This is a genomic window from Qipengyuania sp. NPDC077563 (genome assembly GCF_044901345.1).
In the GTDB taxonomy this organism is placed as follows: Bacteria; Pseudomonadota; Alphaproteobacteria; order Sphingomonadales; family Sphingomonadaceae; genus Qipengyuania; species Qipengyuania aestuarii.
The window spans coordinates 867,462-883,008 of record NZ_JBJDPC010000002.1 but is presented as its reverse complement, the minus strand read 5'-3'; the positions used below and the strand labels follow the sequence as shown (position 1 = coordinate 883,008).

Sequence of the window (15,547 nt, the reverse complement as noted above, 5' to 3'; positions counted from 1 at the left end):
GGAGACAAGCGTGGCCGACAAGCAGGCAACTCTCAATCTAGGCGACCAAACCCAGGACTTCCCCGTCCTCGAGGGAAGCGTGGGTCCGGACGTCATCGATATCCGTAAGCTATACGGCTCGACCGGAAAATTCACCTACGATCCGGGCTATAAATCGACGGCGAGCTGTGAAAGCGCGCTGACCTATATCGATGGCGAAGAGGGCGTGCTGCTCCACCGCGGCTATCCGATCGGTCAGCTCGCCGAAAATTCGAGCTTCATGGAAGTCGCCTATCTCCTGCTCAACGGCGAATTGCCCAACAAGGACGAACTGGACGACTTCGATTACACGATCACGCGCCACACCATGGTGCACGATCAGTTGCGGCAGTTCTATCAGGGCTTCCGTCGCGATGCCCATCCTATGGCAATCATGTGCGGGGTGGTCGGCGCGCTTTCGGCTTTCTACCATGACAGCACGGACATCTCGGATCCCGAACACCGGACGATCAGCAGCCATCGCTTGATTGCCAAGATGCCGACGATCGCTGCGATGGCGTATAAGTATTCGATCGGCCAGCCCTTCATGCAGCCGAAGAACGATCTCAGCTACACTGGCAATTTCCTCCGCATGACGTTCGGCGTCCCGGCTGAAGAATATGAAATTCATCCGGCGATCGAAAAAGCGATGGACCGGATCTTCATCCTCCATGCGGATCACGAGCAGAACGCGTCGACCTCGACCGTGCGCCTTGCTGGTTCTTCCGGCGCCAACCCGTTCGCCTGCATCGCAGCCGGTATTGCCTGCCTTTGGGGCCCTGCGCATGGCGGTGCCAACGAAGCAGCGCTCAATATGCTGCAGGAAATCGGCTCTCCTGACCGTATTCCGCATTACATCGAGCGAGCCAAGGATAAGAACGACCCGTTCCGCCTGATGGGCTTTGGTCACCGGGTCTACAAGAATTACGATCCTCGTGCGACCGTCATGCAGCAGACACTGCGTGAAGTGTTCGATGCTCTGAATGTCAACGACCCGGTCTTCGAAACCGCATTGAAGCTCGAAGAGCTTGCCTTGAATGATGATTACTTCAAGGAAAAGAAGCTCTTTCCCAATGTCGACTTCTATTCAGGCATTATCCTGAATGCGATTGGCTTCCCGACCACCATGTTCACTGCGCTCTTTGCGCTTGCCCGTACGGTCGGTTGGGTGGCCCAGTGGAACGAGATGATTTCCGACCCCGGTCAGGTCATTGGCCGTCCGCGCCAGCTCTACACGGGCCCAACCCAGCGCGATTACGTTCCTATCGGCCAACGCTGATATGCATCTGATCCTCAAGGTCTCCGGAATAGCGCTCATGCTTTCCGGAGGCCTTTGGGCTTTTCAGGGCCTCGGCTTGGTCACGTGGCCCGCCGACAGCTTCATGCTTAGCGAAGGCCGGTGGGTGGCGATTGGCTCAGCCACACTCCTTCTCGGCATTTCGCTGTTCATCATGGGTCGTCGAAAAGCCTGAACTTGTGCCGCGCCCTGGGCCTTAATTCGCAATCGGGACAGCGAGACAGAAACGCGCTCCCTGGCCCGGCGCGCTTTCTACCGTCAGATCGCCACCCATAGCCCTTGCGATGCGCCGGGAGATATAAAGGCCGAGGCCTGTTCCGCCATCTTCCCCCTCACCGAGCCTTTCGTATTTCTCAAAGATCCGGACTTGCTCTTCAGCGGTAAGACCCAAACCTTGGTCCGCGACAGTCACCATCGCCATTCCGCCCGACGCATCCAGTCGCACCCAGATGCGGCTTTCTTCGGGCGCGTAGCGAATCGCATTGCCGATCAAATTGAGAAGCACCTGAAGCACTCTGCGAAATTCCGCTATGGCTGGCTGGCTCTCTCCTGCAGGAGGCGGGTCGAGTTCGATATTTCGTTCACGCGCCCGGACCCGCAAAATGCCGCAAGCTCGTCGAGCGACATCGCCTAGATCAATCCGATCGGGTGCAGTTGAAAAATTGTCCGCCTCCACGATGGCAAGATCGGACAGGTCATCCATAAGAGCGAGAAGATGCTGTCCCGCAGTCGCGATGTCGGCAGCGTAATCGCTGTATTGAGCACCTATGGGCCCTGCCAATTGAGTACGTATTGTTTCGGCATTCGCGATGATGCGATTGATTGGCTGGCGAAATACGGAGGCAAGGTCCCCGCCTATTGAAGGTGTTCCGGTAGGAGTCTGCGACTGGGAAAGCGGTGCTCGCTTTGCGAAGAAATGGATTGCCGAAAGTGCTCCGTCGCCCTCTCGTCTTTCAAAATTCTCCACGAACGCCGTCAATTCCTGGCCTGTGGGTGAAAAGCTGCAGATCAAGGGCTTGGGCGTTTCGCCACTACCGGTCTGGCCAGCGGCGCGATCCGGAAATCTGAAAATTCGGGTCCATTTCTGGCCGACATTTGCGCCAACAGCCTCTTCCAACTCCTCCAATTCGCTACTTGCCCTGACGAGGGAAAGAATGCGGTCAGACTGATCAATTCGAAGGCTCAGATCGGAAAGCAGGCGCAGTATTTCCCCCCTACGCCTTTGCTTGTCCCGCCCTGCGCTTTCCAAGCCAGTTTCTGAATGCCACGCGAGCACCCTAATCGAGCAGCCAGTTTCCCGGCCGCCTTTTGGTTCGACCTCGACCCAGGCAGAAACGCGCTCCCCGCCTTCAATCGCAGTGAATTGGCGGGAGAGGCATTGCTCGTATTCTCTAGCCTTGACCACGATGTCGAGAAGTTCGGGGATCGCCAGGGTCGAGCCGACCCCTCCTCCGCAGTCTTCGTTCAAACGCTCGAGACGCCCATCGGCTATCAGCAGACGGTCGGCGTAATCCGTCGTTGCACAGCCAAGCTCCTGCATTTGACGGCTTCCCATTATCTTCGCTTTCTCTATTGATCGGCCGAAATTGGCGTTCAACGAACTGCGCATCCTCAATTTAGTACGACGAGAGACGGCTTCGCAACTTGACTTGCCTTTAGCCGGCTGCTGCTCCTCTATGCGTTCGCGGTTAATTCGAAATTAGCTTGCACGAGCGCCGTTGAAAAAGCGTGAGGCCAGAACGATGAGGGCGAGAACAGCGGCCACTTCTGCAGCAAGATGAAAAAATGCTGTTACGCTCAGCAAAACGCCGAGCCCCACTCGATCAGTATATGTTCGACGCCACCTTTCGTTCGCATAGCGTTCCCCCAACCGTAGCAAGCCGAAGAGAACGAGGGGAATGAAGAAACTCATCCAGCCCAATGCTCCGTATGCTGAAAGACCGAGTAGGATGATGAAGAGTGGATCAAGGCCGTAGTCGAGGATGGCCTGGAGATGGGTCGAATGATCTTTGCCTGTCCCGGCGGCTGATATCCGTTGGACGACGACTGCAAGGTGCCTAAAAAGCGCGACTGCAGTTGTCAGGACCAGTCCGTATCCGGGAAGCTCGAACCAGGCAGCGAACATTGCTGCGATCGCGCATGCGACTGCGAGCAGCGTTGGCGCGATCTCTGTTTTCCGACCGACGATGTCTCGGGCAAGCCTCGCTCCAGCGCGTTCCGCGACCGCCATGCCTGGAGCACGAAACGATATCCGTTCTCGCTGCGCGTCTATCCAGCGCTTCTCTCTCACCGCCAGCGCATCGGCATCCGGGGCAAGCTGCCAGTCACCTTTTGCGAGCAGTTTTCTATCCAGTAAGACTGGCGGAACTCCGTGTTGCAGAGCTATCCGAAGCAAGGACGACACGGCATCGACATCACCCGGCAAGTGTTGAAGATCGCTTGTCAGTTTGCCCGGAGCAAGAAGAATGCCGCTCCATGCGAGACCGAGATCGATCCTCTCAAATCCGAGAGGAACAGCAAGGTCCGCCGGAAATGCGAGGACGGAGGGCTCTTCGAGAGCGGCAACGGCAGCATCATCGTCTACCAATAATCCGTTCGAAATAAGCAGCATTTCGTCGTCAGGGCCAATCATTCCCGGCAGGCGACTGCTGGATTTGACAGCCCTGAATTTTGCGCCGGCCGTTTCCGCTCGGGATTGAAGACCCACGATCTCAGGACCGATGGAATCGGCCAAACAGACAATGCGTTCACATCCAAGCCGCAAAGCGAGATCAAGTTGCCGGTCCGCAATCGTTGCGCCAGCGAGCGTACGAAACGCTGCCCGTGCTTCGCCTCCTGAGCTATCTGTATCCGTAGTAGACAGCACTGCGATCCGCACGGTTTCTCCTTTTAACAAAATTTGTTCGAAAGCGTTTCGTCCCGCTACCGTGCAAAATGCGGCGGCGCAAATGGGTGCTTGTCGGGCCGTTCCTTACGATAACGTGCCCGGTTTGGCCTCGAAACGCTTACAAGCTTCATATTTAGCGGGTTCCAATGGTTAACAAGGGTTTATGATAGCGGGACATGTGGTAGGACAGAGCGATGAAAAAACGCTCGCATATTTCGGTGGTCGAAGGATCGGATGCCATTGAAGGCAATCCAACAGAAACGGTCGCGGGAGAGATACGCGATACCAGTTTCGAAGAAGATCAATTTGCGGAAACCGAGTGGTTAGAAGAGGAGCCCGCCGAGCGATCGAGCGCCTGGATGGGAAAGGTCCTCATAGCGATCGCCATCATCGGCTGGACCGGCTTTTTCATCTGGGCCAACCTTTCGGCAATCACAGTCTCGCCAGCACCACGACAAGTCGCTGCACTCGTGGCAGATTGGTCTGTCCCAGTGATGGTGATCTTGGTGGGCTGGGTACTTGCGTCGCGTACTGCCACGCGCGAAGCTTCCCGGTATGGCAATGTCGCAGCCGCGTTATCAAAAGAGACTGCCCTGCTCGAACAGCGTCTTGTAACGGTAAATCGTGAACTCAGCCTCGCGAGGGAATTTCTCGGCAATCAATCGCGCGATCTGGAATATCTTGGGCGTAGCGCTTCGGAACGCATCTCCGGTCATGCTGAAAGCCTGCAAAGCCTGATAGCCGAAAATGGCGATCATCTGAATTCCATCGCGGCCACTAGCGAAACCGCTCTGGAGAATATGCGCAGGCTGCGCAGTGATCTTCCTGTTGTCGCCAATTCAGCCAAGGATGTTTCCAACCAGATCGTCGGTGCGGGCCGGACGGCGAAGGACCAACTAGGTGCGCTCGTCGCGGCGTTCGAGAGACTGAACGAGTTCGGCGAAGCGAGCGAGCGCCAGATAGATGCTCTTTTACAGAGAGTGGATGAAGCCCTCTCCGCGTTTTCTTCCCAAGCAGACCAGTTGGAGGCAATCGCGAACGAGCGTTTTGCGACGCTGGCCGAAGGAAGCGACGCCATTCGAAGCGATCTGCAGGCTCAGGAGGTCGAGGCTCTCTCGGCCTTGCGGGCGAGAAGCCTCGCTTTGCGAAGCGAACTCGGAGAGGCCCATGCAGAAGCGACCACGCAGGAAGAAGCTTCTATTTCGGCGATCAGGGATCGAATGGAAACCTTGCGCAGGGAGGCGGTGGAAGTTGCGTCCGCTGTTCGAGAAGGAGAAGATCTCGCCATCGGGGCATGGACGCGTCAGATCGACCAGATGAAGCAACGCCTTGTAAGGGCAGTTGCCGAAATCAAGGCTATCGACGATGCGGCTCTGGATTCTGCCAACACCAAGCTGCGCGACCTGTTTGAACAGGCTGAAACTGTGGATGCCCGCATTGCCGAGCGCAACCGCCAGTTCGAAGATGATACTGCAGCCCGTACCCAAGCCCTTGCCGACGCGTACGATGCCATCGCTCGCCAGATGAACGAGCAGATGGCGCTATTGGATGAAGCGATCGGCACTCGGCGCGATGCACAACGCGAACAGCTTGCCGCTCTTGCTGCCGAGGGCGATGAACTCGCCGAACGGATCAATTCCCTCGGTTTGACCTTTAGCAAGGTTGCTGCCCACGGTCATGAAGCGCGCGAAGCGCTTGGAGGCGGTATCGATGCGTTGGGCAATCAGCTGCGCAGCAGCCGTGAAGCGCTCGAGGGCACGGATGAACATATCGCGCGGCTGACCGACGCCAGTGTTCGCTTGCTGGAACTCATCCAGGCAACTGCCAAGAAGACTGGCGAAGAACTCCCCAAGGCGATGGCGATTTCCGAGGCGAGCCTTGAAGAGCTCGAAGTCCGTGCGGATAAGGTGCATGTTCTCTTGCAAGACGCAAGATCGTCGGGCGAAACTCTCGAAGGCAAAATGGAGCTCATAGCTGGCCGCATACAGCATACGATTGAAGAGATCGGTTCTTTCCAAACCGACTTTGACGGTTCGGCGGCAAGACAAGTAGAGGAAGTCGAGCGACTTCGAGCCTCTCTCGCATCTCTGGCATCCGACAGCGATACATTCGCAAAGCAGGTGCAGGGCGAACTACATGATGCGCTCACGGCACTGGAGGGGAAGGCCCGCAACGCGCTCGCTTCTATCGAGACCGATCAGGCAGAGCGAATTTCACGTTTGGCCGAAGAAATCGGATCGCGCAGTGCCGACGCCATCGATCAGGCACTGTCCGAAAAAACCGAGAACGCGCTTGAGGAACTCAATGCGGCGCGCGACAGGTCGAACGTTGCTACTCGAGAAATGGCTCAGAACCTGCGTGATCAACTCGCCAGGCTTAATGACCTCACCAGCAATCTCGAGGCTCGCGTGGCCCACGCTCGCGATAAAGCGACGGATACGATCGATAGCGATTTCGCAAGACGCGTCGCATTGATTACCGAGAGTCTGAATTCAAACTCCATTGACATTGCCAAGGCGCTGTCTAGCGAAGTCACGGACACGGCCTGGGCCAGCTATCTTCGTGGAGATCGCGGTATCTTTACCCGCCGTGCGGTTCGACTTCTGGACAGTTCCGAAGCTCGGGAAATTGCCTCAATTTACGACTCAGACAGTGACTTCCGAGAACACGTCAACCGGTACATTCACGATTTCGAGGCTATGTTGAGGACATTGCTATCGACGCGGGATGGCAACGCCGTCAGCGTTACACTTCTCTCGAGCGATATGGGCAAATTGTACGTGGTCCTTGCCCAAGCCCTCGAACGGCTGAGACAGTAAGTCTCAGCCCGCAGTCGGGCCCCAAAAAATCAGGTCTTCAGCCTCGATCCATCCGAAAGCGTAATTGAGTAAGTAAGCCACGGTCAGTAACGCAGCAAGCAAGGACGCACGTTTGGCGATCAGGCTCGGCCGGAAATTGGCGGGGGCACTGTCTGCTTGTCCGGGTACTTTCTCGACGCCTGCTTCGTCATGTGTCTGGACGCCGAATGGCAACAGCACAAACGCGCTTACAACCCAGAATAGCGCATAGATTGCCAGGATCGACGTCCATTCCATCGGCAAATTCATCGGATCAACTCAGTCCCGTCGAAGGAAGAATAACGCGAACCTGAGGGCGTTTGCCTGACCATCGCTGTGCGGCGCGACGTGCAGCCAAACGAGCTGCTTCATGGACGCTGCTGCGCGATTTGCGATCTGCCCCTTTCAGTTTCGTGATAGCAGTACGAATATCTTCGATGCCTTCGCGGACGAAGTCGTCATAATCTTCGTCCAGCGGCAGGCCCACGCTGTCGATGACCGGGTTGAGACGATCATCAAGGGCAACAACGACGACGCCCTCTTGCATGATGCGGCGGCGCATTACAATACTGTCGCCATCCGCTGGAGTGATTATGTCGCCATCCAAGACAAGCCGCCCCGCCCTTACCTCTGCAATCTTGCCTGGCGTTCCTGGAGCGAGCCTCACGATATCGCCATTTTGCTGAACGACGGCATCAGCAATGCCATTCGCAAGGCCGAGCCGTGCCTGTTCCTGCATGTGCCGCATTTCACCATGAACCGGCACGAGAACTTCAGGTCGCAGCCAACCGTAAAGTGACTCTAGCTCCGGACGCCCCGGATGACCCGAAACATGGATTATACCTTGTCTGTCGGTGACCATGGTCACACCCTTGGCAGCAAGCCTATTCTGCACCGCGCCGATAGACAGTTCATTCCCAGGGATTTGCCTGCTGGAGAAAAGGACGACATCATCCGCAACCAGCTTGAGCGGATGATTGTCTTCGGAAATGCGCGAAAGCGCTGCCCGAGGCTCGCCCTGCCCACCGGTTGCAAGGATCAGCACCTCGCCACGCGGTAAGCCCATGGCCGTGTCGAAATCGACCGGTTCAGGAAAATCGGACAGATAGCCGTTAGCTTGCGAGACTTCGATTATTCGGTCGAGTGAACGTCCGGCAACGCACAACTGGCGCCCTGTCTCGCGGGCAACCTCTCCCAAGGTGTGCAATCGCGCAACGTTGCTTGCGAAGGTAGTAACCAGTACCCGCTTGCCGGAATGCTTCTGAATCTCCTCGAGAAGGCCTTTGAATACCGCGCCTTCGGAACCGCTGGGGGACGGATTGAATACGTTGGTGCTGTCGCAAACAAGCGCGAGAACTCCGTCGTCTCCGATCTCCGTCAGCTCTTCCGCGGTCGCTGGTTCGCCGATGATTGGATCTTCATCCAGCTTCCAATCGCCGGTATGGAAAATCCGTCCGTGCGGGGTGTCGATAAGCAAGGCATTGCCTTCCGCAATCGAGTGCGCGAGCGGGATATAGGTGACTTCGAAAGGTCCGACCTGGAAACCGCCATGGTCTTCTTCGATGATGTTGACCTCGACTTCGCGTTCGAGATTGGCTTCCTGAAGCTTTCTCCTCACGAGTTCTGCCGTAAACGGGGTCGCGAATATCGGGACACCGAGATCGGCCGCGAAATAAGGCACCGCACCGATGTGATCCTCATGAGCGTGGGTGAGCACGATCGCATCCAGATCCTTCACCCGATCCTCGATAAATTCGAGATCGGCAAAAACCAGATCAACGCCGGGATACTGTCCCCCAGAGAACGTCATGCCCAGATCGACCATGAGCCAGCGGCCCTGACAACCGTACAGATTGACATTCATGCCGATCTCGCCCGATCCCCCTAGTGCAAGGAAAAGGAGTTCGTCTTCGGGGGTAAAGTTCTTTTTCAAGGGGATGCACGCTCCGCTAGAATGGCAAGGCCGTCGAGCGTTAGATCGCTATCGACGGCATCGAATAGATTGGTGTGCTCATCAAAAAGTAAGGCCAGCCCACCGGTGGCGACAACTTTTGCGGGCCGTCCGATTTCGCGCTTCATCCTTTCGATCAAGCCTTCGATCAAACTGACATACCCCCAGAAGACGCCAATCAGCATCTGCTGCTCGGTGTTTCTGCCGATGACGCTCTGGCTAGCCGGCTTCTCGATCGCAATGCGGGGGAGTTTCGCGGTGTTGCCGACGAGAGCATCAAGGGAGAGATTAATCCCGGGCGAAATTATGCCGCCTTTATAGGCGCCATTGAAATCGACCATATCGAAGGTGGTGGCAGTACCGAAATCGATCACTATGAGGTCGCCATCGTATTTTGCATGCGCGGCCAAGGCGTTGAGAGCACGATCAGCACCCAATGAGCTGGGCTGTTCGATATCGAGTTCGAAACCCCATTCCGCATTCCCCTGTCCGGCTATCACGGGTTCCACGCCAAAATATTTCTGTGAAAGCACCGTGAGATTATGGATGGATCTTGGGACGACCGAACCGATGATGATCTGGGTGATGGCGCCCCGCTCGTAGCCCTCGAGATTAAGCAACTGCAACAGCCAGACGGCATATTCGTCGCCGGTTCGCCTGGCATCGGTCGCAATTCTCCAGCGTGCCTTAATTTCACGCCCGTCGAACAGGGCGAAGACCACGTTGGTATTTCCGACATCCGCAGCAAGCAGCATGGTTCAGCTTTCCTCACTGGCGAGCATTACGTCGCCTGCATGAATGATACGCTCGTCTCCACTGGACAAACGAAGGCGCAGGGCGCCAGTTTCAGTCAATCCGGCGAATGTCCCCCTGATCTGTTCCTCACCCGGAGTATTGACGACCAACTCCGAGCCCGGCGGATGTGCTACGGTTTCCCATCGGCGAACCAGTGGCTCAATCCCATAAGTCCGCCATCTCTCGACTTCACGGGCGAAGTGGTTGACGAGTGAGTTCGCAAAGAGATCGCGATCAGGGGCTGGTCCGAATTTTGAAAGAGCGGTCGTGCGACGGTCGGTAAGGTCCGGCGCGATCGCCAGATTGACCCCTATCCCTACGACGATCGCTTGGGCTTCACGTTCAAGAAGGATGCCCGCCACTTTAGCGCCGCCAAGCAGGAGGTCGTTCGGCCACTTCAACTTGAGGTCAGCAGCATTTGAGAGCAGTGGCTGAACAGTCTCGTAGAGCGCGAGTGCAGCCGTGAGCGCCAAACTAGCAGGGGCCGGGTCTCGCTCATTCAGACGGACGAGAGTCGAACCCATGAAATTGCCAAGACCGTCAAACCAACTACGCCCCTGTCGGCCTCGTCCGGTGGTTTGGCGGTCGGCTACAATCCAATCGCCCTCAGCTACAATCTCCCCTGCGCGAACCGCAGAAGCGAGATCGGCGTTAGTGCTCCCGGTTTCGGAAATCGTCCGGATCAAACCGCTATGAACAAGGCCCGGGCCGCCATATCGGCCACGTCGCCAAGCCAAGGTGTCAACAGGTAGCCGAGGGGCGAAATTATCAACACGCTCAGACCGAGAACAATCCAGTGAGAGATCGGAGCTGCCGCAGGACCCGAGCCCTTCGGGTCATCGAAAAACATGACCTTCACGAACTTGATGTAATAAAATGCCCCGATCACGCTGGCCGCGATGCCGATCGCAGCAAGGGCGATCATATCCGCTTGTACAGCCGCCTGAAACACTGCGAACTTGCCCCAAAAACCGAAGAGCGGAGGTATGCCAGCCAAGCTGAACATGAGGGCGAGCAAGCACCAAGCAAGCGCCGGGCTCGTTGTCGAGAGGCCGGAAATGTCATCGAACGATGTCAGAGCATTGCCATCTTTGTCGCGCAACATCAGCAACGCAGTGAAGCTGCCAATCGTCATGAAGACGTAAATCGAAAGATAAACCAGGACGCCTGACATTCCTTCCGGGGTCGCAGCAGCAAGTCCGATAAGAATGAATCCGACATTGTTGATGGAGGAGTAGGCGAGGAGACGCTTCAGATTGGACTGACCAATTGCCCCCAATGCCCCCACCACGATCGACGCAAGCGCTGCGAAAATTACGATTTGCTGCCAAGCCTCGATCTGTCCACCGAAGGGACCGGTCGCCATTCGAACCAACATGGCAACCGCTGCGACCTTCGGAGCACTCGCGAAGAAGGCGGTAACTGGAGTTGGTGCACCTTCATACACATCCGGCGTCCACATGTGGAACGGCACGGCAGCAATTTTGAAAGCAAGTCCGGCGAGCACAAAGACCACACCAAACATCGCACCCGTGGAGAAATCGAGCGCGAATGCTGCGCGAATGCCCTCGTAATTGGTGGTCCCCGAAAAACCGTAGACCAAGCTCACACCGTACAGGATAATTCCTGATGCGAGCCCACCAAGCACGAAGTACTTGAGGCCAGCCTCACTCGACTTTTCATTGGTCCGTGCGAAGCTTGCGAGCACATATGATGACAAGCTCGACATCTCGAGACCGATGTACAGCGTCATCAAGTCTGTTGCCGAAACCATCATGCCCATGCCGACGGCATTGAAAAGCATGAGTACGGGATATTCGCCGCGATATTGTCCGCGCGCGTCGAAATAGCGCGGAGCGACGATCAGGCAGGCAATCGTTGCGATATAGACCAGGCTTTTGGCGAAGACTGCAAATCCGTCGGCCAGAAACAGTCCGCCGAAAGCAATGCCGGCCGCCCCTTGGCCGAAAAGAGATACGTTGAAGAACAGGGCGCCAAAAAGAGCGGCCGCGGCTGCAATGGTGATTGCGCGTGCGGCTTTTTCACCGGTCCAAGCTGTCACTAAAAGAAGAACCAGGCCCGACAGGGAAAGAGCAATTTCCGGCCCGGTCAGGTAGAGGGATGTCGAATAGGACATTAGTGCGCCCCCTCCCCTTCATGCCCTTCTTCGGCGTGGACCGGAGCTACGTAATTCGCAGCGTGTTCGCGCGGCGTCCCCTGATTGAGAGGGCTATCATAGCGCGGTGCGACACCAGCAAGGCGCGTTTCGAGGGCGGCGATGTCCTGACGCATGGGAGCTAGGAAACTTTCGGGATAAATGCCCATCCACAACACTGCGGCTGCGATGGGGGCGAGCATGGCCCATTCGCGGGCGTTAAGATCGGTCATGGCGGCAGCATCAGCATTCTTCTGCTCGCCAAACGCGACACGGCGGTAGAGATAGAGCATGTAGGCTGCACCGAGGATGATGCCGGTAGTGCACACCAGCGTCGCGAAAGTCGACACTTCGTAGATGCCTGCAAGCGCCAGGAATTCTCCAACGAAATTGCTTGTACCCGGGAGGCCCACGCTCGCCATGGTGAAGAGCAGGAAGAACAAGGCATATTTCGGCATGTTGATGCTGAGACCGCCATAGCGAGCAATCTCACGGGTGTGGAGGCGGTCATAGATCACACCCACACACAAGAACAGCGCTCCGGAAACCAGTCCGTGACCCAGCATGACCATCATCGCGCCTTCAAGGCCCTGTACGTTGAATGCAAAAAGGCCCACCGTCACAATCGCCATGTGAGCTACCGACGAGTAGGCGATCAGTTTCTTCATGTCCGACTGCACCAAGGCAACGAGCGAAGTGTAGACGACAGCTACCATGGACAGGGCAAAGACAAGCCAAGCAAGATCTGCACTAGCATCGGGGAACATCGGCAGGCTGAAACGGATAAAGCCATAGCCGCCGAGCTTCAGAAGTACACCGGCAAGGATGACCGAACCGGCGGTCGGTGCCTGAACGTGAGCATCAGGAAGCCAAGTGTGGACCGGCCACATCGGCATCTTCACAGCAAAACTCGCGAAGAAGGCAAGCCACAACCAGAATTGAGCGTCTGCCGGGAAATCATACTGCATCAGAGCAGGAATTTCGGTGGTCCCTGCATCGTTCACCATCCACAGCATTGCGATCAGCATCAGTACGGAGCCGAGCAAGGTGTAGAGGAAAAATTTGTACGATGCGTAGATGCGGTTGTCGCCGCCCCACACCCCGATAATCAGATACATCGGAATGAGGCCTGCTTCGAAGAATATGTAGAACAGGAAAATGTCCTGAGCGGCAAAGACGCCGATCATCAGCATTTCCATCAGCAGGAAAGCTGCCATATATTCGCCGACACGCTTCGTGATCGAAGTCCAGCTTGCCAAGATGCAGATGGGCATCAGGAATACACTGAGCATGATCAGCATCAACGCAATGCCGTCGATGCCGAGCGCATATTGGAAGCCTGCGAAGAGCCCCGCTCGCTCAGTGAACTGCCACTGGGCACCACCGATGTCGTAATTGAGCCAAAGCAGAATTCCGAGCGCAAGATCGACAAGAGTAGCGACCAGCGCAACGATGCGCGCGGCCGAGGCGTTGAGGAACAGGCAGGCTATGGCCGCGACGAGCGGCACTGCGAGCATGATCGAGAGGATGGGAAACTCCATCAGAACAGCACCCAGGTGATGGCGGCGACAAGCCCGAGGAGCATCACCAGCGCGTAACTATACAGATATCCGGTCTGGAACCGCTTGGCCCCGACCGAGCCCTTTTCGATCACCCAAGCCACACCATTGGGCCCGAAGCGATCGATGGTCCCCATATCGCCAAGCTTCCAGAACTGTCGGCCCAGCCAAAATGCGGGGACCACGAAAAGGTAGTGGTACAGTTCATCGAAATACCACTTGTTGTAGAAGAACCGATAGACCGGCCCAAGCTGTTCGGCCGCCTTACCCGGAACCGAGGTATCCTTGATATAACCAAGCCACGCCACGAGCAGCCCGATGACCATCACAATGAATGCCGCGTACTTCACAAGGTAAGGCACGTTATGCATCCGATGGATCAGATCTTCATTGTAGAAGATCGCGCCGTTCCAGAAGGCCGCATTATCAAGGAAGGTAGGTGCAAAGACCTGCCCCGCTAAGATCGCCCCGAGGGACAGAACGCCCAACGGGATCAGCATGCTGACTGGGCTCTCATGCGGGTGATACCCGGCGGTGCCTGACTCATAGTCATCCGACGGCACATGATGACTCACATCATGCCCGGAATCTTCCTGAATTGGCGGATTATGCTCCTCCGGCTCTTCATGACCGTGGTGGACCGCGTGCTGGATATGCTCACTATCCGCCCAGCGCGGTTTACCCCAGAAGGTGAGAAACATCAGGCGCCAGCTGTAGAAACTCGTCAGCAGGGCTGCCAGTGTTCCCATCCAGAACGCAAAATTGCCAAGGTCGGTACCACGCCCGTAAGCCACCTCAAGAATTGCATCCTTTGACCAGAACCCGGCGAAGCCAGCCCCAAGATGGTAAATGCCAACGCCCGTAATGGCGAGCGTGCCGAACATCATGGCCCAGAAGGTCAGCGGGATATGCTTACGCAACGCACCGTAATAACGCATGTCCTGCTCGTGGTGCATCGCATGGATGACCGAGCCAGCGCCCAGGAACAAGAGCGCCTTGAAGAATGCATGGGTAAAGAGGTGGAACATCGCAGCGCCATAGGCTCCCACGCCCGCAGCGAAGAACATGTAACCCAGTTGCGAACACGTCGAATAGGCGATGACGCGCTTGATGTCCCACTGGGTGGTGCCCACGGTCGCCGCGAATATGCAGGTGGCCGCGCCAATAAAGGTGACCATCGCCAGCGCAGCGGGAGCCGTCTCGAACATCGGGGACAAACGGCAGACCATGAACACGCCAGCAGTTACCATGGTGGCCGCGTGAATAAGGGCGGAAACCGGCGTCGGCCCCTCCATTGCGTCGGGGAGCCAGGTGTGCAGCCCAAGCTGCGCGGACTTGCCCATGGCGCCGATGAAGAGAAGGATACAGAGGACATCCATGGTATGCACGCGCATGCCAAGGAAGCCGATCGTCGCACCGCTCATGCCAGGTGCGGCAGACAGGATCTGGGGGATAGACACTGTTCCGAATACCCAGAACGTGCCGAAAATTCCGAGCATGAAGCCAAGGTCACCAACACGGTTGACCACGAAAGCTTTCATTGCGGCGGCATTGACGCTTGGTTTCTTGAACCAGAATCCGATCAGCAGATAGCTGGCGAGGCCCACCCCTTCCCAACCAAAGAACATCTGGACCAGGTTATCTGCTGTCACGAGCATCAACATGGCAAAGGTGAACAGAGAGAGATATGCAAAGAACCGGGGCTGATCCGGGTCTTCATCCATGTAGCCCCAGCTGTACAAGTGTACGAGAGCAGATACCGTCGTGATCACAACCAGCATGATCGCGGTTAGCGTGTCGACACGTAAAGCCCAGTCGAAAGCGAGCTCACCGGATTGCATCCATGTGAGAACCGGCACGACCGTTGCTTCGGCACTACCGCTTACGAAGCCGAGAAGAATCGGCCAGCTCAGGCTGCAGGCAACGAACAGCGAACCGGTGGTAATCGCCTTAGCAAAGACGCTCGGCGCACCCTTGTTGACCAACCCTGCCACGATCGCAGCAAGCAGGGGCAGGAAGACAATGAAAAGAATGGAGGTCTGCACGGA

The 15,547-nt window shown here is 56.6% G+C and carries 11 protein-coding genes; 2 read left to right on the top strand and 9 right to left on the bottom strand.

Annotated elements, in window-relative coordinates; genetic code table 11:
• Positions 1-10 precede the first annotated feature (10 nt).
• Positions 11-1,297 (top strand): citrate synthase, encoded by a 1,287-nt coding sequence (locus ACI2I1_RS10280; protein WP_221541631.1) that lies wholly within the window; start codon positions 11-13, stop codon positions 1,295-1,297.
• Positions 1,298-1,511: 214 nt separating this feature from the next.
• Here the strand turns inward: ACI2I1_RS10280 and ACI2I1_RS10275 are convergent, their stop codons facing one another.
• A complete protein-coding gene (locus ACI2I1_RS10275) occupies positions 1,512-2,870 on the bottom strand; it encodes a sensor histidine kinase (protein ID WP_404679012.1) in 1,359 nt (452 codons plus the stop codon).
• A gap of 144 nt (positions 2,871-3,014) precedes the next feature.
• Positions 3,015-3,947: a hypothetical protein gene (locus tag ACI2I1_RS10270; RefSeq protein WP_404679011.1), complete on the bottom strand. Its 933-nt coding sequence runs from the start codon at positions 3,945-3,947 to the stop codon at positions 3,015-3,017.
• Between the two features lie 449 nt (positions 3,948-4,396).
• On the opposite strand from ACI2I1_RS10270, the gene ACI2I1_RS10265 reads away from it, so the two are divergent.
• On the top strand, positions 4,397-7,021 hold the full coding sequence (locus ACI2I1_RS10265) for an ATPase (protein WP_404679010.1): 2,625 nt from the start codon (positions 4,397-4,399) through the stop codon (positions 7,019-7,021).
• Positions 7,022-7,024: 3 nt separating this feature from the next.
• On the opposite strand, the gene ACI2I1_RS10260 is transcribed toward ACI2I1_RS10265, so the two are convergent.
• The 7 genes from ACI2I1_RS10260 to nuoL are packed head-to-tail and all read right to left on the bottom strand — an operon-like array spanning position 7,025 to position 15,544.
• Entirely contained in the window at positions 7,025-7,297 is a 273-nt protein-coding gene (locus ACI2I1_RS10260) for a DUF1467 family protein (protein ID WP_404679167.1), read from the bottom strand.
• 16 nt (positions 7,298-7,313) lie between these two features.
• The gene (locus tag ACI2I1_RS10255; RefSeq protein ID WP_404679009.1) at positions 7,314-8,972 is read right to left on the bottom strand and encodes a ribonuclease J; all 1,659 of its coding nucleotides are present in this window, start codon (positions 8,970-8,972) and stop codon (positions 7,314-7,316) included.
• The gene (locus ACI2I1_RS10250) at positions 8,969-9,745 is read right to left on the bottom strand and encodes a type III pantothenate kinase (RefSeq protein ID WP_404679008.1); all 777 of its coding nucleotides are present in this window, start codon (positions 9,743-9,745) and stop codon (positions 8,969-8,971) included. Before ACI2I1_RS10250 ends, ACI2I1_RS10255 begins: the two co-directional genes overlap by 4 nt.
• A gap of 3 nt (positions 9,746-9,748) precedes the next feature.
• Positions 9,749-10,471 carry a biotin--[acetyl-CoA-carboxylase] ligase gene (locus ACI2I1_RS10245; RefSeq protein WP_404679007.1) on the bottom strand — a complete coding sequence of 241 codons (723 nt, stop codon included), beginning with the start codon at positions 10,469-10,471 and terminating at the stop codon, positions 9,749-9,751.
• Positions 10,468-11,922 (bottom strand): NADH-quinone oxidoreductase subunit NuoN, encoded by a 1,455-nt coding sequence (gene nuoN, locus ACI2I1_RS10240; protein WP_404679006.1) that lies wholly within the window; start codon positions 11,920-11,922, stop codon positions 10,468-10,470. Before nuoN ends, ACI2I1_RS10245 begins: the two co-directional genes overlap by 4 nt.
• Entirely contained in the window at positions 11,922-13,481 is a 1,560-nt protein-coding gene (locus ACI2I1_RS10235; protein WP_404679005.1) for an NADH-quinone oxidoreductase subunit M, read from the bottom strand. The genes nuoN and ACI2I1_RS10235 overlap by 1 nt, the downstream gene beginning before the upstream one ends.
• The gene (gene nuoL, locus ACI2I1_RS10230) at positions 13,481-15,544 is read right to left on the bottom strand and encodes an NADH-quinone oxidoreductase subunit L (RefSeq protein ID WP_404679004.1); all 2,064 of its coding nucleotides are present in this window, start codon (positions 15,542-15,544) and stop codon (positions 13,481-13,483) included. Before nuoL ends, ACI2I1_RS10235 begins: the two co-directional genes overlap by 1 nt.
• Between the last annotated feature and the right edge of the window lie 3 nt (positions 15,545-15,547).